General features: G+C 54.1%; 14 protein-coding genes. 11 read left to right on the forward strand and 3 right to left on the reverse strand.

Translation table 11 applies throughout. The features are described from left to right. Nucleotides 1–3: 3 nt before the first annotated feature. From KJY40_RS22500 to KJY40_RS22520, 5 genes are all read left to right on the forward strand, one after another. A complete protein-coding gene (locus KJY40_RS22500; protein WP_220556829.1) occupies nucleotides 4–1083 on the forward strand; it encodes a polyamine ABC transporter substrate-binding protein in 1080 nt (359 codons plus the stop codon). Between the two features lie 163 nt (nucleotides 1084–1246). Beyond that, nucleotides 1247–2203, forward strand: coding sequence for a TIGR03756 family integrating conjugative element protein (locus KJY40_RS22505; RefSeq protein WP_220556830.1), 957 nt, complete (start codon nucleotides 1247–1249; stop codon nucleotides 2201–2203). Beyond that, a complete protein-coding gene (locus KJY40_RS22510; RefSeq protein ID WP_230732945.1) occupies nucleotides 2200–3582 on the forward strand; it encodes an integrating conjugative element protein in 1383 nt (460 codons plus the stop codon). Before KJY40_RS22505 ends, KJY40_RS22510 begins: the two co-directional genes overlap by 4 nt. Nucleotides 3583–3585: 3 nt before the next feature. Then, nucleotides 3586–3894: a hypothetical protein gene (locus tag KJY40_RS22515; protein WP_217856104.1), complete on the forward strand. Its 309-nt coding sequence runs from the start codon at nucleotides 3586–3588 to the stop codon at nucleotides 3892–3894. Between the two features lie 10 nt (nucleotides 3895–3904). After that, nucleotides 3905–5461 carry a conjugal transfer protein TraG N-terminal domain-containing protein gene (locus KJY40_RS22520; RefSeq protein WP_220556832.1) on the forward strand — a complete coding sequence of 519 codons (1557 nt, stop codon included), beginning with the start codon at nucleotides 3905–3907 and terminating at the stop codon, nucleotides 5459–5461. Nucleotides 5462–5470: 9 nt separating this feature from the next. Here KJY40_RS22520 and KJY40_RS22525 read toward each other — a convergent pair whose 3' ends face one another. Then, a complete protein-coding gene (locus KJY40_RS22525) occupies nucleotides 5471–5836 on the reverse strand; it encodes a DUF3742 family protein (RefSeq protein WP_220556833.1) in 366 nt (121 codons plus the stop codon). 450 nt (nucleotides 5837–6286) lie between these two features. Here KJY40_RS22525 and KJY40_RS22530 point away from each other — a divergent pair, with 450 nt between their 5' ends. Then, complete coding sequence (locus KJY40_RS22530; protein WP_220556834.1) at nucleotides 6287–6616, forward strand: hypothetical protein; 330 nt, start codon at nucleotides 6287–6289, stop codon at nucleotides 6614–6616. A 134-nt stretch (nucleotides 6617–6750) separates the two neighbouring features. Continuing rightward, nucleotides 6751–7713, forward strand: coding sequence for an ArdC family protein (locus KJY40_RS22535; protein ID WP_220556835.1), 963 nt, complete (start codon nucleotides 6751–6753; stop codon nucleotides 7711–7713). 133 nt (nucleotides 7714–7846) lie between these two features. On the opposite strand, the gene KJY40_RS22540 is transcribed toward KJY40_RS22535, so the two are convergent. Continuing rightward, entirely contained in the window at nucleotides 7847–8041 is a 195-nt protein-coding gene (locus KJY40_RS22540; protein ID WP_027912535.1) for a DUF7740 domain-containing protein, read from the reverse strand. Nucleotides 8042–8271: 230 nt separating this feature from the next. On the opposite strand from KJY40_RS22540, the gene mobH reads away from it, so the two are divergent. From mobH to KJY40_RS22560, 4 genes are all read left to right on the forward strand, one after another. Further along, a complete protein-coding gene (gene mobH, locus KJY40_RS22545; RefSeq protein WP_220556836.1) occupies nucleotides 8272–9999 on the forward strand; it encodes a MobH family relaxase in 1728 nt (575 codons plus the stop codon). Nucleotides 10000–10497: 498 nt separating this feature from the next. After that, on the forward strand, nucleotides 10498–11424 hold the full coding sequence (locus tag KJY40_RS22550; RefSeq protein WP_220556837.1) for a DUF4007 family protein: 927 nt from the start codon (nucleotides 10498–10500) through the stop codon (nucleotides 11422–11424). A 241-nt stretch (nucleotides 11425–11665) separates the two neighbouring features. Further along, nucleotides 11666–14725, forward strand: a complete 3060-nt coding sequence (locus tag KJY40_RS22555; RefSeq protein ID WP_230732947.1) for an ATP-binding protein — start codon at nucleotides 11666–11668, stop codon at nucleotides 14723–14725. Next, on the forward strand, nucleotides 14718–15557 hold the full coding sequence (locus KJY40_RS22560; RefSeq protein WP_220556839.1) for a phosphoadenosine phosphosulfate reductase domain-containing protein: 840 nt from the start codon (nucleotides 14718–14720) through the stop codon (nucleotides 15555–15557). The genes KJY40_RS22555 and KJY40_RS22560 overlap by 8 nt, the downstream gene beginning before the upstream one ends. A 100-nt stretch (nucleotides 15558–15657) precedes the next feature. On the opposite strand, the gene KJY40_RS22565 is transcribed toward KJY40_RS22560, so the two are convergent. Then, on the reverse strand, nucleotides 15658–17508 hold the full coding sequence (locus KJY40_RS22565; RefSeq protein WP_230732949.1) for a hypothetical protein: 1851 nt from the start codon (nucleotides 17506–17508) through the stop codon (nucleotides 15658–15660). Nucleotides 17509–17510 lie beyond the last annotated feature (2 nt).

Genomic DNA, 17510 nt, shown 5'->3' on the forward strand with positions numbered 1-17510 from the left:
ATCATGAGAGCCATTGCGCTGTTACCCCTGTTGCTCATTACCACCCTCAGTCAAGCTACCGAGTCGGTTAGGATTTACAACTGGTCGGATTATATCGCGCCGGACACTACCAAGAACTTCGAGAAAGAGACTGGCATCGGGTTCACCTACGACGTCTACGACAGCAACGAAACCCTTGATGGAAAGTTGATGACCGGTAAATCCGGCTACGACGTGGTGTTCCCGTCCAACCACTTCATGGCCCGGCAGATCCAGGGCGGGGCGCTAAAGAAGCTCGACAAGAGCCAGTTGCCCAACTGGAAGAACCTCAACCCGATACTGCTCAAGGCCCTGGAAACCAATGACCCGGGGAATGCCCACGGTTTCCCGTATCTGTGGGGCAGTACTGGAATCGGTTACAACATTGATAAGGTCAAGGCGGCATTGGGTGACAACGCCCCGGTGGACTCTTGGGACCTGATCTTCAAGCCCGAGAACATGGCCAAATTGCAGAAATGTGGGGTGGCGATCCTCGACAACGGCCCGGAACTACTACCGGCCGCGTTGAACTATCTGGGCTTGCCACACCACAGTAAAAAAGCCGAGGACTACAAAAAGGCTGAGGACCTGCTGATGAAAGTGCGTCCTTACGTGGCGTACTTCCATTCCTCGAAATACACCGCCGACTTGGCTAATGGCGATATCTGCGTGGCCGTCGGCTTCTCCGGCGACATCCTGCAGGCTGAAAGCCGCGCGAAGGAAGCCAAGAACGGTGTGAACATCGGCTACAACATTCCCAAGGAAGGCGCCGCCATCTGGTTCGACATGGTCGCCATGCCCGCCGAAGCCCCTAACGAACAAGCCGGCTACGCATTCATGAACTATCTGCTACGCCCGGAAGTGATGGCCGATATCACTAATTACGTACATTACGCCAATGGCAATGCGGCAGCTGACAAGTTGGTAGACCCGGCGATCAAGAGCGATACCAAGGTCTACCCTAACCCTGAAATGATGGGCAAATTATTTTCTCTGGAAGCCATGCCAATGGATATCGACAGAATCCGTACACGGTCGTGGAATAAGATACGTACAGGTAGCTAAGGACGGAGCAGAGCGAGTGCGGGAGCGAGAGTACTTTTGATGATGACATGGACGTCTAGCACCTCAAGTTTGCCTAAACCGACGATCCTGCGTTCGGCTTTCTTACTGACACCCCTATCTCGATTATTGAACCTGTCCAGGCCATACAACCAGAGCCTGGATCATGTCTGCTGCCTGCCCGCACATTTCGCCCCAGAAGTTACATCCTTTGGTGCTGAGCATTCTGCTGGCATCCGGGTCAAGCGTGGCGCTGGATACCGACAGCATTACCGCCTCCGTACTTTCTCCAGACTGCCTCGAGTACAGAGTCGTCGGCATCTGCTTCTGGTTGCTCTGCACCCCCTTCGGCTGCACGGTTAAAACTTCAACCAAGGTCCGTCATTTCATTCCTGAACTGGTGGTCTCGAGCTATACCACCACCGGCAGCAATCCGTGGACCGAGATGGCCGCTCTCTCCTCTCCCATCAGCGGTGCGGAAGGTGGCGGTAACCTGATCACGCCGAACACCCAGCGCGATAACCTGCCTCGTTTCAAAAATGTTGATGGCATTGGCCATCCCGGAGGCTGGGCCGCCACGCAACTGGCTTCTCAGTCCGGCTATGCCTGCGCCAGCGGCGCCACAGCGTTCATGCCCTACTACCTGAGCACTTTGGACTCACTGGCCTGGCGTCATGGCATCCCGGAAAGCCTTTACCCCGAGTCGCTCGTGCCTGGGATCCGTGAAATCGGTCGTCAGCTCGCGGGAAACATGTGGGGCAACGTCTATCCCCGGCAAGGATTTTTGGTGCAACCCGACGACTTCAAAGCCGCTGCGGTAATGGCGCAGCGGGCGGGTGATGTCATTACCCGCAACTGGCAACCGCACGTGTATTTCCCGCTCATACCCGTACCACGCGATGGTTATTGGCCGCCTGGCCCAATCGTTGAAAACGAAGCTTCGAGCCACAAATGGCAATTGCTCTCCCCTCTGGTTCAGCCAACATGTGCCATCTTCCCCAGCGATCCGGTGCAGAGCGCGGATGGCGGCTACGCCTGGTCTCTGTGGCGCCCCTATAGCTGCTGCAAGCGTGAGGGACAGACCTTCCTGTTCAGCATCGACTTCGAAGGTGGTGCTTCATGAGTCCGCTTCTTACAGGACCATGGTTGGGCCCGATGAGTTTGTTGCTCTGCGGGCTGCTCGCCGTGGCCACGCATGCCGACGCCGCCGAGGACGATTACCGTCTAGGCACTCAAGGTGAGGTGCTCGACGACCGGGTGATGTACACCATCGGTGGCGGCTCGGCAGCGGGCTCGCCGAGCTCGCTCTATCGCCCCAACGGGCTCGGTGTCGGCGGATCCTGGCAAGCAAACATGATGTGCGGAAACATGAGCCTCACCAACACTCTGCAAAACCAACTAAACGGCGTCACCGAAGGTTTCCAGCAGATTATGGGCAGCATCGTGCAGAACGCGACCCAAGCAGTCATGTCACTGCCGGCGCTGATTATTCAGCGCGCCAATCCCGGTCTCTATGAATTGCTCAGTAATGGGGTGCTGCAGGGACGTATCGACTTCGACCGCTCCAAACTGACCTGCCAAGCCATGGCTGAGAAGATGGCGGACAAGGTCGGTCAAGCCGGCTGGGGCGCATTGGCCAAGAACCAGGAAATGCAGGGCAACCTCGAACAAACCGGCGGTGACGCGGTGGCTGCGGTGAAAAACACCGAGGCCCGTAACGGCAACAATGGGGTGTCTTGGGTCGGCGGGCAGAAGGCTGGAGGTAGCGGACAAACACCCATCCGGGCAACCTCCGATGTGGTGCGGGCGGGCTACAACCTGCTGCATAACCGGTCCGTGGATGACAGCGCCTCGATCAGTAGCAGTGATTGCCTGGGCGGCGCTATTTGCCAGGCATGGACCTCACCCCAAGAGGAATCCGAATGGGCTGTTCGAGTGTTGGGCGAGACCGAAGTCGCAACCTGCGACACCTGCGAGACTCTGCGGGCTACCGCTGGCATCGGACTGACGCCGCTGATCCAAGAGGCCTACAGTGAACACCTCAAAACCCTGCAAGGATTACTGTCCGGATCTCTGCCGCCGAACGCTGACAATCTGGGCAAAGCCTCAAGCCCGATGCTGCCGGTGACCCGTGGTGTGATCGAAGCCCTGCGCGACGATCCTGATCAGGAACTCTTGGCGCGGCGCCTGGCCAGTGAGACGGCCCTGTCCAGCGTGCTCGACAAAGCGCTCCTGCTATTGCGCACGCTGCTGGCAGGCAGCCACGAACCTAACATCGCTTCCGCCGAACCGGCCCAAACGGCCTTGACGAAAAACATCGACACACTGGAGCGTGAGATACGCCTGCTACAAACCGAGTTGCAGATCCGGCAGATGCTCACAACCAATACCGCCAGCCTCGTGCTCGATCGGCATGCCGGAGGTGCCGATGCGTCGCGCACCGTCGAGCAAGGCGACCCCGAACCTGGCCGACTCAACGACGCTGACGCCAGGCACAAGTGAGCCATGAAACGCTCGCTGCTATTCACTTTGCTTTCAAGTCTAGGGATCGCCGCAGGGATGATCCTGACCGCCGCACTGATCGCCTGGATCGGCCGCACTGCGCTGGGCAGTTTCGAGGTCTGGCAGCAAGCCTTGGAATCGATACGGCCTTACCTGCGGTGGTGGCGAGCCTTGCTCTACGGCGTCCTATTAGCACTCTGGTGGGACCTGCTGAGGCGCTATCGACATCGACCTCAGGACCGACTGCGCGTGAAGCGCGCCGGGACATTAGGGCTCTTGCTCTTTACCTGCGTCGAGCTCACTCGGTTGTGAGGTCACTACCATGCTCATGAGCACCAACAGCTACCTGGAGTTTTACCTCTCGCTGCTGGCCTGGATCATCAACAACGGTATCTGGAACGTCCTGTCCGATACTGGCCTGTTCGCCACCCCCTTTGGTGCAATCATCTTGCAAGAATGGTTGTCGGCCCGTCAGCAAGGCGCGGATGAAGGCAACAAAGGATTGCTCTCGGTACCTCGAATCGAGAACCGGCTTTGGCTGGCCTACATTGTCGTATTGTTCGGCTGTGCGCCGGTCTTTCCGCTAAACCTCGCTTCAATGGCGTTCGACGATGCAGCGAGCCAACGCTGCGGTGTCAGCGTGGCCAAGCCAGCGGAAACCGCTTGGGGCACCACGTTCAACACCATCGGTGAACGCTCTGCCAACGTGCCAATCTGGTGGTTTCTGGTGCACGCCTTGAGTAAAGGAGTGACCGCAGCGGCCACCGCCTCCATCCCCTGCGCACCGGACATCCGGCAGATGCGCATGGAGATCGACAGTTCTCGCATCGATAACCAGGTACTGCTACAGGAAGTCGCCGACTTCACTCGCGACTGCTACGGCTATTCCCGTTCTCGGCTGTTCACCAACCGTCCTCAGTTGGACAAGGCACAAAGTCATGATGCGTCCTGGATCGGCTCAAGCTATTTTCTCGACACTCCCGGCTACTACGACACCGATCGCTCACGGACACCGCGAGTCAGCTGGCCCTATGATGAAACCCGCGATATTTCCTTGCCACGGCTGGAAAATGGCGCGGGCTACCCCACTTGCAAACAGTGGTGGAACGACAGTGGTGTCGGGTTGCGCGAACGCTTGATCAAGCAGGTCGATCCTTCGCTGCTGACTCAGCTAAAAGGTTGGTTGACTGGCCGTTCGAGTAACGAGATTGAGGATGCCACCCTGCGCGAACTGGTCAGCCCGCGCCAACAATCGATGTCCATGTCGCCCGGACAGGTGTACCAGGACTATGGCTCCAGTGCTCGCGGTGGGTCGATCAATCAGGGGCTCAATAACCTGGCGACCAACACTGGGCTAGCCCTCGGTTCCTTCAGCAACTTCCCGGCGATGAACGCGCTACGCGCAGCCCTGCCGATGGTGCAGGCCTTCCTGATCATGGGCGTCATCATCAGCTTGCCGCTGATCCTACTGGTCAGTACCTACCAGCTAAAGACCGTCATGACGGTGACGTTCGCGCTGTTCACGCTGCACATGCTGACCTTCTGGTGGGAGTTGGCCCGCTGGGTCGACTCCAGCATGCTCGATACCTTGTACAACCAAGTGTCGGCGTCCAATCAGGTGCTGCTGTCGCTGCCCACATCCGGTTTTATGGACGGGACCGTCACGGCGCAGGTGATAGAGTATGTGATGGGGGCGATGTTCATCGTACTGCCGATGGTCTTTCTAGCCGCAATGAGCTGGGCTGGGTATAGCGTAGGTTCGGGTGTAGAAGGAATGCTCAGCCGGGGAACCCAGGCTGCGCAGACAGCGAGTTCTAACGGGACCTCTCAGTTGATGAGCGGAGCAAGAATGATTTCAGGTAAATCGGGCTCAAAATAACCAGGGAGGTTACTTCAGTGAACCCCATTTATCGTACCGCTCAGGCCAAGACGCTCTGTGAATTGGATCATCGAGATCATCAATATCTGGAGTGTCTGAATCTTGAACTGGGATAGCTGCTAATGCGACGAATGTGCACACCAGCAGAAACAACCAAAAGCTAACAAAAAGAAGTGCTCCGAACAGGGCCACCTGGGCAAGCAGAAAGATCCCGCGAACGAGTAAATTACCCGCAGGCAAACCTGCCGTCACTGCACGCTTGGCCACACGAGACTCAAACCCTTTCAACCTTCGATAACCACGTTTGGCGAACATACCGCATGCATATGCCCAGCGGTGTGCGCGGGAGATTTGAAGTGGCTGCTGAGCCGACATGATTGCGCCCTCTTCTGAGCGTATTCCTGTGGAAATCGAGATTACAGACTACTACTGAAAACCGCCCATGCTTAACCGTTTATCAGCTTGCTCGGTCGAAAAACGCTTCACTGGAAGACAGAAGACGCAGCTCGTGCACCGGCGCCTCTATGGCCGTTGACCCATCCATATCATCCAGCTACATAGAGGGTACGGATCGCTGTTATCGACAGCACCTTCCCAGGTAGCCAGAGCCTTTGAGGCTACGTCACTCCGGTGATGGTTCCCCCCAAGTGCGATTAGCGTTCGGTGGCTCGCACGGTCACGCTTCACGGTGATGAACGCCTACTGCTCTCCCGAGCGTCTTTCGAGCTCGGCTCGTCCTAACCCCTCTTGTTTTTCTTCAACCCACCGCGGGAAACTCTTTCCCCTATGGGACAGGTTTCTTCGCGCTATCAACGGAGGCACCCCATGTCCGACTCACTCACAAGCGAAGCACTGAACACTCTGCACTTGCCCGTTGTGTTCACTCCAGACGCGTGGCAACACGCAGTATTGCTCGATGGTTCAAATCATTCTGAAAAACTGCAGCTCGATAGGCTGAGCAACATCGTACGCGCAGCCTTCAAAGCACACCTGGCCGATCCAAACGCACCCTACGTGGTGTTTGAGGTAGCCAAGTTCGTCTCAGCGAGTGATGCAGATCATGAACCATTGCTGCGACTGAGCCTCAGCCAGCTTCAGGCAGCAGACCAACCTAACGCCCTACTGATAGCGCTTGCGAAAGAGCAGCAACGCTGACCGCAAATGGCCAGACTCTGCCACTGATCCACACTTAGACTGCGCGCAGTCCTGCATCCAATCCAACCAACACCCACCGGGGAACCCTCCCCGACGGGCAAGGCGTTCCTCCGTTTTCTCTCGAGGAAAATGCCATGCGCAATATCTACCAAGACGTAACTGACAAGATTGTTACCGCGCTGGACCAAGGCGTAGCGCCCTGGATCAAACCTTGGTCCTCAAGTGGCTCAGCTGACGTCGGTCATCACCACCCCTACCCCATCAACGCCATCACCCAGCGTCCCTATTCGGGCATCAATTTACCGCTGCTCTGGACCGAGGCTAGGTTGCAGGGGTTCACTCAAGATCGCTGGCTGACTTTCAACCAAGCCAAAAAAGCCGGCGGGCACATCCGTAAGGGTGAGCACAGCACCCTGGCAGTGCTCTACAAACCGATGGAACGCGAGGAACAGACCGAATCAGGCCAACCCGTACTAGATGAAAACGGTCAGCCCAAGGTCGCTCACTTTGGCATTCTCAGGACGCATTTTCTGTTCAACATCGAGCAAACGGAGGGGCTCGAAACGCTCAACGAAACGGTGCTCGAGACGGAATCGAGCGATCCCTTCTTCCCTAACGCTGCTGCAGAAAGTTTGTTGCGAAGTTCGGGCGCACATATCATCCATCGTTTTGCCGACGAAGCCTTTTACCACCCGATCAGGGATCTCATCCAACTGCCGACAAAATCGCAATTCCACGATCAAGGTGGATACTACGCCACTGCACTTCACGAGCTGACGCACTGGACCGGACACCACTCTCGGTTGCAGCGCGAAGGCGTGACATCTCCGTGTCCATTTGGCTCGCCAGGCTATGCATTTGAAGAGTTGATCGCCGAAATGGGCGCCGCTTTTTTATGTGCCTACGCCGGTATACGGGGAGAGCTTCGGCACGAGGGCTATATCGACTCCTGGCTCGGCCTGCTCAAGTCTGACAACCGCGCGATTTTCCGCGCCAGTGGCCAGGCCCGATGCGCTTCGGAGTATGTGCTCAACCTGGAGCAGCAACGGAGGCAGACGGGAATGGATGACTCGCGATGCATGAACGATGGAGCTTGATCGTCACCTCACCGCTGCAAATGCTTCATAGGGTCCAACACGAGTTGGACCCTTTTTCTATGCCCAGAAAATTCCCACACTGCGGAGCTCTGACGCAAAGAACATGAAGTAATCCCGTAACCGCAGTGCGCCGTTACGTATCCAGATTCTCAGCCAGGTAATCCACCAGTTCGAGTGGACTTCGGCTGTCGATCACCTTGTAGATCAGATCACGTTTGCTTCGCGGTAGCTTCTTGACCACGCTCTTCGCCGAGGCCCTGACGGCTTCGTCTGTTCCATGGATACGTGCCGCGAGCAGCAGTATGAGCGTGGCGTCAGTGAGGTTCATGGCAAGACCCGATAAAATTCGCACCGCAGTGTACCGACACTTGCCTTTTTCGCACCAGCACACGCATCCAACAAAACGGCACCAAGACAAATCGATATTCCGATTGCCGCAAAAAAGGACACACGGCAAAAGGACGGGTAAGGGTTGGAAGGGGAATGGGAGTCAAGGGTAAGAGCCCTATCCGAAAAGGCTAAAAGGCCACTGATCCTGCCATTTCCCGGGAAGTCACGATGCTCAGTTTGTTTCGGCACAAAAGGCAAAAGCCTCCTCCTCCACCAACCGTAAACGTCGCCGATGGGTACCTGTCCATCGAATCGTCCCAGAGCTTGTTAGCAGCCGGGCATCGCCGCCAGTTGCTTGATCGCATTTGGCAGTACACCGCCCTCTCCCATCCGCAATTCAGACAGCTCTATTTAAATCCGATCCATCGCTACGCCGAACTGGTCCAGCAGCTTCCAGCCAGCGAGACGCACCACCATGCTTATCTTGGCGGCATGCTCGACCATGGGTTGGAGTTGGTCGCCTGTAGTCTGAAATTGCGTCAATCGTATCTGCTTCCCACCGGCGCCGCACCCGAAGACCAAGCAGCCCAGACCGACGCTTGGTCCGCTGGCATCGCCTATGGCGCGTTGCTCCATGACATCGGCAAGATCGCCGTGGACCTGCTGGTCGAACGCCAGGATGGCCGTGTCTGGCATCCTTGGCAGGGATCGCTGGATCAGCCCTACCGTTTTCGCTACCTCAAGGGTCGCGACTACCACCTGCACCGCGCGGCCGCAGGCTTGATCTATACCCAGATTCTCGACCGCCCGATCCTCGATTGGCTCAGTGGGTTCCCATCGCTCTGGGCCAACCTGCTGTATGTCCTGGCGGGTCAGTACGAACGTGCCGGCGTGCTGGGTGAGCTGGTGATGCAGGCAGACCGTGTTTCCACCGCACAGAACATCGGTGGTAACCCGAGCAAGGCGCTGCAAGCGCCGACTCATTCGCTGCAACACCATTTGATCAGCGGACTGCGTCATTTGATTCAGCACGAGCTGAAACTCAACCAGCCAGGTGCCGCGGGATGGCTGACCCAGGACGCACTCTGGCTAGTCAGCAAGACGGTCACGGACAAGCTACGAGCCCATCTGCTGTCGCAATCGATTGAAGGCATTCCCTCCTCCAACATCGCCGTGTTCGACGAACTGCAATCACATGGTCTGGTCGAGTCCACCCCAGAAGGCAAAGCCATCTGGACCGCGCTTGTGGCACAGGGAAATTGGCAGCAGAGCTTTACCTTTCTGCGCCTCCAACCGGCGTTGATCTGGGGGAACGAAGACCGGCCTGAGGCGTTCAGCGGAACGGTGAGCATTGTGGCTCATGAACGCTCATCTGACACCCCGCTACCAACACCAGCGCCCGAGACAGTCAGTATCGTATCGGGTAAAAGTCAACCGCAGCCGGATCCCATGGCGCTAGAGGATGCCGATTACCTCGGCCCGCTGCTGGACATGTTCGAGTTGGTAGACTCTGAGACCAGCAATGCGCCGGCAGAAAGTACTCTCGAAACCTCAACGCCTCCATCGGACAGCCCAGGTCAGGCATTCCTAAATTGGGTCAAGGAAGGCGTTGTGAGTCACAAGCTGATCATCAACGACAGCAAGGCGAAGGTTCACACGGTGGATGGCACTGTGTTTCTCGTGACGCCGGGCCTCTTCCAACGTTATGTCCAGGAGTTTCCTGGCATCGCGAAAGGGGTCGATCAAGAGATTGAAGAATGGCGTTGGGCGCAGAAGCAGTTTGAGAAACTGAATGCACACAGAAAGCGCGCTGATGGTTTGAACATCTGGACCTGCAAGGTACAAGGTCCCAGAAAGCAAACTTCGTTGAAGGGGTACCTTATCACCGAACCGGCTTCACTTATAAAAAACGTTCCGCCAGACAATCCCTTTCTAAAACTTGACGCCAGCCAGTAGCTATATTTCACGGACAGTACCACATAGAACAACTAGTTAAACATGCGCCAAGCACACCAAATAAACTTGCGAATAAAATGCAGACCAACCGATTAGAGGTTTATCAGATATTAGGAAATATTTATAAATCTACTGCTTAGACGCAAAATCAAATCATTACACCCAAATAAGCACATACAAATTTTAAAACTGAAAAAAGGAATATTGGGATCTATAAATCAACACATACCCATTGAAGCTCAACCCAAAACAACCACGAAAACTCGAAAAATATAACTCAGCATGAGGCGTATAACGCTCAACGAGGGGCCCTGCACTTGAGTCATTTAGGCCATAGCAGGGTTCCGTCGGAGCTCAGATTTGCGCTGCCGGAACGTCTCCCTGACGAGACATCAACCGCTACGGAGGATACAATGCACACAAAGCCCCTCAGACTGGATGAGTTCACCAGTCGGCACGTTTGGTGCTGGAGGAGGCGTCCAGTTAGCGATGAGTGGGATGACTATGGTGCAGGCGAACAGGACGGATGCCCATTTTTCTGGGCATGAGACATTCCCACTGCGGCAGATGTGGCTAAAAAAAGCGGTCGATAAGGCCGACGCTAGCGGTAGAATTTCTAAGGATACCTTCGCTAGCGAAAAGGCGATCGCGTATTTTGGCGTTGGCAGGAATATGGTTGCGTCAATTCGACATTGGGCGCTTGCGTGCGACGTGATTGCGGAAGACGAATCTCGTCGCAATTTTGATCTTACCGAGGATGGCAAAAGTATCTTCGGCGCAGGGGGCCTTGACCCCTATTCCGAGAACCCGGTGACTACATGGTACGCCCATTGGTGCCTAGCCGGTCGAGGAAGCCGTTCAACGACATGGTTTTGGCTCTTCAACAGCCTCTCAGCACAATCCTTCAGCCGTGATGAAGCCCTACCAATACTCACTAAATATGCCCTGACCGTGGCAAATGGTAAGAAGCTTTCGCAGGCAACCCTAAGCCGCGACCTAGATACCTGTTTGAGAGGGTACGCCCCTAGATCAGCGTCCTCTTCTGTAGAGGAAGCCGCAGAGCCCATGTTAGCCGAATTGGGTTTGCTCCAGGAGGAGCGTAAGGGTGTGTTCTCTTTTCGTAGAGGACCTAAAACGACTTTGCCAGACGCAATGTTCACTTGGGCACTCCTCGATTTCTGGGCAAATCACAGGAAGGCAGAATCGTCACTGAGCTTTGAAGCTATAGCTTATGCCCAAGGTTCTCCTGGAAGGGTCTTCAAGCTAGACGAGGAGTCAGTAGCTGAGCGACTTTTCTCCCTCGCGGACCACACTGAGGGCAAGCTTCGTTGGTCGGATACCTCCGGACTCCGCCAAGTTCATCGAGCTGATTTCGACTCTGAATTGCTAATGGAAAGAATGTTGAGAAAATCTTATGACTGCTGACTTAGGAGTTGCGGACGACAAAAACCTAGTCAAGATAGTGAGGCATTATCGCCGCTCGGTTAGGATTGATGCTGACATTGGTAGGTCTGACGCGCTAGACGGTTACCTCTTAACAGACACAGCTAGAGAAGCTCTCTCCGTTATGGCGCGGCAGATAGCAGGCAGTAATCAACGAGCATTCACGTGGACTGGGCCCTATGGAGGTGGCAAGTCATCACTTGCACTTGTCCTGGCTGCAGCAGTGTCAGCCGATCAAGCACTTCGAAAGAAATCCATCGAACTGCTAAAAAATATCCCCTATTTTAATGAAGTATTTTCCGCTGATGACGGCGACTGGCTCGTAGTTCCAGTTGTAGGTAGACGCGGGAGCATCACCAAAGCCATTGCTCAAAATTTATCGAAAGCGCTTGGCACAGCAGACAAAGCTTCATCTGAAGACACGCTAGTTACAGATCTCGCTAACGAGGCCTGCCGGGAAGGCTGCGGCGGCGTGCTGTTAATTGTCGATGAAATGGGTAAGTTTCTTGAAGCCTCGGCTGCCGGTGGCGACGATGTCCATTTTTTCCAGGATTTAGCCGAAACTGCTGCACGCAGTGACGGAAAGATCGTTGTTATCGGGATTCTCCATCAAGCGTTTCGCCAGTATGCCTCGCGCTTGGGTATCGAAGCCCGGGAAGAGTGGGCGAAGGTCCAAGGAAGATTTTCCGACGTTTCGTTCGTAGCAACCGGCGATGAAGTGGTCGAGCTGATCGGCAGGGCGATAGAATGCAAAGTTGCGCACCCAGCAGATTTGAGTGCAGCGGAAATCATTGGCTCAGCAATTTCAGGTAGACGCCCAGCTGTCGGTCAGGGCATGGGCACCTTATTGAACCGCTGCTGGCCTCTCCATCCTGTAACGGCGGCCCTTCTCGGTCCGGCTTCACGTCGCCAGTTTGGCCAAAATGAACGCAGCGTATTTGGCTTCTTGACCTCCCTTGAACCTAATGGCTTCCAGGATTTTCTCGAGCAGTGGGACGGCAAAGCGACCTATGGGCCTGACAAATTTTGGGATTACTTGAGGGCGAATTTAGAACAAGCGATTCTAGCCTCCCCAGATGGGCACCGATGGGCTCAAGCTGTGGAAGCGGTTGAAAGAACCGAATCCAAAGGTGGAGCAGCAGACGAGATAGCACTAGCCAAATCATTGGCCATCATTGATATGTTTCGCAGTGTTTCTGGCTTGGCCGCAGACAATGATGTGCTTCAAACAATTCTTCATGGCCGTAGTAAGACAGATGTAGAAGCGCTTTTAAGCAAGTTGTCAGTGTGGCGTGTTGCGTTGTTCAGGAAACACGTCGGGGCCTGGACAATCTATGAGGGAAGCGATTTCGATATTGATGAAGCAGTCGCGAAAGCGCGCGCGACATTTGCTTCTGCGGATATGAAAACGCTAACCGCTATGGCAAACCTCCACCCTGTGATTGCCAAGCGTCACTACAATGACACCGGAAGTTTCCGATGGCTTGGTGTATCAATGCACTCCGTCCACGAAGCGGAACATCTGGCGAGTAACTACCAACCAGAAGGCGGCGAATTTGGCCGACTTGCGCTAGTGCTACCCGAGCGGCAGTCCAATGCCCAGGAAACCGGAAGAGCGCTGGCTGCGCTTCCGGTCAATTCGCAGAGCCCTATCATCTACGGTGTACCTCCCAATTATGAGCTGATTGCGGACTTAGGCGCTGAGCTTTTGTCTTTAAGACTTGTTTTCGAAGGCAGCCCCGAGCTGGAAGGCGACTCAGTGGCACGTCGAGAAGTGGCCGCCCGGCTATCGTCAGTAAAGGGCGCTCTTGAGGAGGCGCTTCGAGCGGCTGTAACAAAGGCTGAGTGGAGAATCGGCACGAAACGAAAGAAATCTAATTCGCTGTCAACATTAGCCTCAGAAATGGCTAATGAAATTTTTTCAGCATCACCGAGGGTCTGGAGTGAACTTGTAAACCGTGATTCGCTTTCGGCAAACAGTGTAAAAGCCCGCCGCGACCTCCTTCACCGAATGATAAAAAATACGTTAGAAGAGAATCTTGGAATAGAGGGGTTTCCAGCTGAGCGCGGCTTATACGACACCTTGTTATCTTCAACGGGATTACACCGTGAAGGGACTGATGGAGCCTGGCGTTTCTACGCTCCAGAGCTACCCGACCAGCGAAACCTTATTCCGCTATGGACATCTGCCCTCGAGCTGGTTTCTACACGCATAGCGGGCACGGTAAGTCTCAGGGAGCTGTATTCCCTATGGGGATCACGCCCTTATGGGGTAAAAGCTGGCCTGCTACCCGTATTGGCGCTTGCCTTCATGCTCGCTCATGCAGAGACAGTTGCAGTATACCGAGACGGCGTATTTGAACCTTCACTGACAGACGCGGACGTCGACGAGATGTTGCAAGATGCCGGGAGATTTTCGGTACGCTGGGTAGATGACGACGCCGAGAAAAAACGCGCCCTCGAAGTCTTGTCGATTACCTTAAAACAATGCGGCTTCCCCCCTGCTAGCGAGGTACCGTTAGAGGTTGCGAGAGCTTTGGTGGCCCTGGTCTTTTCGCTCCCTGCATGGACACGACGAACGCATCGCATTTCGAAAAAAGCACAAACAGTTCGCGATATTTTGCTAAAAGCATCTGACCCACACAGACTCCTATTCATAGACCTCCCTGAGGTGTTCTCTCCCAACCAAAACGAGTATTGCGCTAACATTCAGGCTCCTTTAGAGGAGCTGCTCAGTGCTTATTCAGACATGCTCAAGAAAGCTGATGCTAGATTAGCTCAAGCTCTGGATGCTGAAGAAGGTGATGACCCTGAACTGAGAGCACGCGCGCAGTACTTGTCGACAATGACCGGCGACCTAAGGTTAGAGGGCTTCGCCGCCAGACTCAGACAACGCGATGGCACCACAAAGGGCGTAGAAGAGATATTAGGTTTGGCGGTGAACAAGCCGCCCCGAGACTGGACCGATCTCGATTTCGATTCTGCCCTCGTTGCAGTTGCCGACCTGTCTTTGGCATTCAGAAGAGCAGAGGCATTCGTCTCTGTAGAAGGACGACTGCCGGGGCGTGAATCGTTCGCCGTGGTAATTGGAGAGGGAGCATCATCAAGCCTCGTTACCAAGCACTTCGAAATCGCTGGCAGGGACCGTGAAAAAGTTAGGGAAGCTGCCGATCAGATTATAAGCTTCTTGACCGCGTCAGGCCTTGATGGCGACCTTCTTTTGGCCGCCATAGCACGCGCAGGAACGACCATGGTAAAAAACACGGAGGTCGAAAATGCTTGAACGACATCTTCTAGGTCTTTCGGGAGGGCGAGATAGCGCCGCTCTAGCGGTGTACATGCGACAAACACGGCCCGAGCTAGATATTGAGTACTTTTTCACGGACACAGGAGAAGAACTCCCTGAAGTGCATGAGTTTCTAGGCCGCCTCGAAGGGTTCCTAGGCAAACCAATCCTGCGACTTAATCCTCGCAGAGATTTCGAGTTTTGGCTCAAAGAATACAATAATTTTCTGCCGTCTGCGCAAACTCGCTGGTGCACGCGCCAACTGAAACTCGCTCCCTTTGAAGAGTGGACCAGACCGATGCTCGCCAAAGGCGAACGGGTCTTCTCATATGTGGCGATACGCTCGGATGAAGACTATCGTGAAGGATATTCTTCGAAGAACGAGAACCTAAAAATAGTTCTGCCATTTCGTGGAGATGGTATCGATAAAGCTGGGGTTATGGAGATACTCGAGTCGTCAGGAGTAGGCCTTCCCAGATACTACGAATGGCGAAGCCGGAGTGGATGTACGTTTTGCTTTTTTCAGCAAAAAATTGAATGGGTTCGCCTCCGGGAACGGCACCCAGCAGCATTTGAAGAAGCAAAAGCGCTGGAAAAGACTGCGATTGAGCACGGCTCACCTTTTACATGGACTAAAGGGGAACCATTGACAGATCTTGAAAAGCCCGAACGTATAGTGTCAATTAGAAAAGAATACGACGCGCGCATCGCTAGGACGAAGGCACGGAGGCCTCGGAACCCACTTCGGCCCTGGGAGGAAAACCAAGAAATCGACGAGATTTATGGGGTAGATGAGTCGAACGGTAGTTGCAACATCTGCCACAAATAAGCCGTCTGTTTAGCAGTGGAATTTAAAACATCTTCGTACGAAGATGTTTTAAATGAAAGCTGCCCCCAAAGCTCCGTCAGCTTTCATAAGGCGATATGACTCAGGCGTACCAAAGTGCGACTATTATTTTCTGCCGATTATCTGCACGCGTTAACCATTGTTCGTGGCTGAGTTCCGTGCGGAGCTCACCCATATTTGCCGGTGTCCCTTTGCAATAAAGAATGAGCGGAGAACCATCTTTTTTACTGCCGGTCTTTAGTTGCAATCCTTCATGGGCGTGAACCGTGTCTGAATAAACACCTGGAAATTCATCAGATAACGCCGTTAAGCTTTCTCGGTCGATATGAATTTCTTCAAACTTGCCGCGAGACATGCCATGACCAGAAAGCACAACACCAACAACGGGGCTCTCCGGAGCGGCATCCAAAAGAGCGTGGGCCGCAAGCCCGACTCCTTGTAACCTCCAGCTCCACATTTTCTTTTGAAGACCTACTCTTGCCGTTCTTGATCCATATTGCGTAGCTATGCTCTGCGCCAAGTCTAACCGCAGCTCACCCGACACCGACCAACCCTGCTCGTACTCTACGCCAAACTGTTGTATTGAGGGCGTTCTAACACTGCGCAGGTTCCAACCAAGTACTTGCGCATCTTTGTCTGTCATAGTTGAATTCATCTGAATCATCGCCTCGTTCGCAGTTGAACTCGATGGATGAGCTCTATAACCGCCGATCAAAAGCAATGTAGTATTTTCAACGTCGGCATCCTTAGCTTGCGCCAGATCGCAGGCTTGAGTGATATTTAGCCATTCCTTGCCGTCAGCCGCCCTGAGAACCATTCCGAAGCGAAGGTTGAGACGAACCCAACGAGCTTTTTCTAACGCCGAACCGCCTGCCGGATAAACTGATAGACTAGGCCCCGCACCTCCCCGCCATTCCATGCTCTTCATAAGAGCGCGGATAGCGGCGCGGGAGTCACCGACCTCCGCAACGGGAGGAATAACTTTTGTTACACGATGAGTAACTAATTGCTCTTCAAGAGTTGTGAGCGCCGCGCGCATGACGGTTTGCTCTTCAAGGTTAGTTAGCAAATTCCGACTAAGGCACTCTTCTACATAACGGCAATAATTATCGTTATCCCGACTTGACGTTTCATGCAGAATGTCCATAGCTTGAAGATCAAGTTCCCACATACTGCGGGCTTGGTCGGCAGCCGCTTTCTGTATTGCAGCTCCGGCATTTCTGATGAACCCTTCCATAACATTGATGTACGATCGGTCATTAGCAAGTTGCAGCAACGCGAGACGCCATTGTATGAGATAGTCGTCAGACACCGGTTTCCCCATCACCCTCATACGAGAGCTTGTGACCCCTAGCTCAGGACGGAAATTGCGAAACTCTTTTTTGATCTCCGCTTCATGCGTGGACATTAACATCACCTGTAACGGGTGTTCTCTACCGTCATGGGCCTCAATCATCTCACGAATAAAAGGTAAGGTTTTCTTTTCAGAATTATCAACCAAGAAATAATCAACAATAATAAGATCGTACAATTTATCAGGCGGGATGTACGGAGAAGAGTACTTATCAATACTATCTTCTGATATGCCTGCCGATATTAAAAGCGCATGCAGCCTAGCCACTGGCTCAGCATTATTAGAACGCGCCTCTAATACTTGCTCAGCTGCACTCCTCAACCTAGCAGGCGCTTGTGCTGCGAGCGCCGGATCTGACAAGGGCCCAGCCTTATCCTCAAGGCTATCGTAATCATGTCCCAGCGCAGACAATAACTCCTGGTACTGTTGGTTATCGGGATCGTTCGGATCACTCAATAGTGCCTCGAGATCACCGTCAATAGTTAGTAGATCTTGAGTCGTAATGCTTCTGGATAGATCATCATCCACTATGGCCACGCGCTTGATATTGGCATGCATCAAAGATTCACTAAAATCCATTT

It is taken from the genome of Pseudomonas fitomaticsae, from assembly GCF_021018765.1.
Taxonomy (GTDB): Bacteria; Pseudomonadota; Gammaproteobacteria; order Pseudomonadales; family Pseudomonadaceae; genus Aquipseudomonas; species Aquipseudomonas fitomaticsae.

What these genes read in the sequence shown, in the direction of transcription:
- KJY40_RS22530 (WP_220556834.1), top strand. Translation starts at nt 6,287, where the DNA reads ATGTCCGACTCACTCACAAGCGAAGCACTGAACACTCTGCACTTGCCC.
- KJY40_RS22560 (WP_220556839.1), top strand. Translation starts at nt 14,718, where the DNA reads ATGCTTGAACGACATCTTCTAGGTCTTTCGGGAGGGCGAGATAGCGCC.
- KJY40_RS22500 (WP_220556829.1), top strand. Translation starts at nt 4, where the DNA reads ATGAGAGCCATTGCGCTGTTACCCCTGTTGCTCATTACCACCCTCAGT.
- KJY40_RS22565 (WP_230732949.1), bottom strand. Translation starts at nt 17,508, where the DNA reads ATGGATTTTAGTGAATCTTTGATGCATGCCAATATCAAGCGCGTGGCC.
- KJY40_RS22505 (WP_220556830.1), top strand. Translation starts at nt 1,247, where the DNA reads ATGTCTGCTGCCTGCCCGCACATTTCGCCCCAGAAGTTACATCCTTTG.
- KJY40_RS22540 (WP_027912535.1), bottom strand. Translation starts at nt 8,041, where the DNA reads ATGAACCTCACTGACGCCACGCTCATACTGCTGCTCGCGGCACGTATC.
- KJY40_RS22520 (WP_220556832.1), top strand. Translation starts at nt 3,905, where the DNA reads ATGCTCATGAGCACCAACAGCTACCTGGAGTTTTACCTCTCGCTGCTG.
- KJY40_RS22510 (WP_230732945.1), top strand. Translation starts at nt 2,200, where the DNA reads ATGAGTCCGCTTCTTACAGGACCATGGTTGGGCCCGATGAGTTTGTTG.
- KJY40_RS22525 (WP_220556833.1), bottom strand. Translation starts at nt 5,836, where the DNA reads ATGTCGGCTCAGCAGCCACTTCAAATCTCCCGCGCACACCGCTGGGCA.
- KJY40_RS22535 (WP_220556835.1), top strand. Translation starts at nt 6,751, where the DNA reads ATGCGCAATATCTACCAAGACGTAACTGACAAGATTGTTACCGCGCTG.
- mobH (WP_220556836.1), top strand. Translation starts at nt 8,272, where the DNA reads ATGCTCAGTTTGTTTCGGCACAAAAGGCAAAAGCCTCCTCCTCCACCA.
- KJY40_RS22515 (WP_217856104.1), top strand. Translation starts at nt 3,586, where the DNA reads ATGAAACGCTCGCTGCTATTCACTTTGCTTTCAAGTCTAGGGATCGCC.
- KJY40_RS22550 (WP_220556837.1), top strand. Translation starts at nt 10,498, where the DNA reads ATGACTATGGTGCAGGCGAACAGGACGGATGCCCATTTTTCTGGGCAT.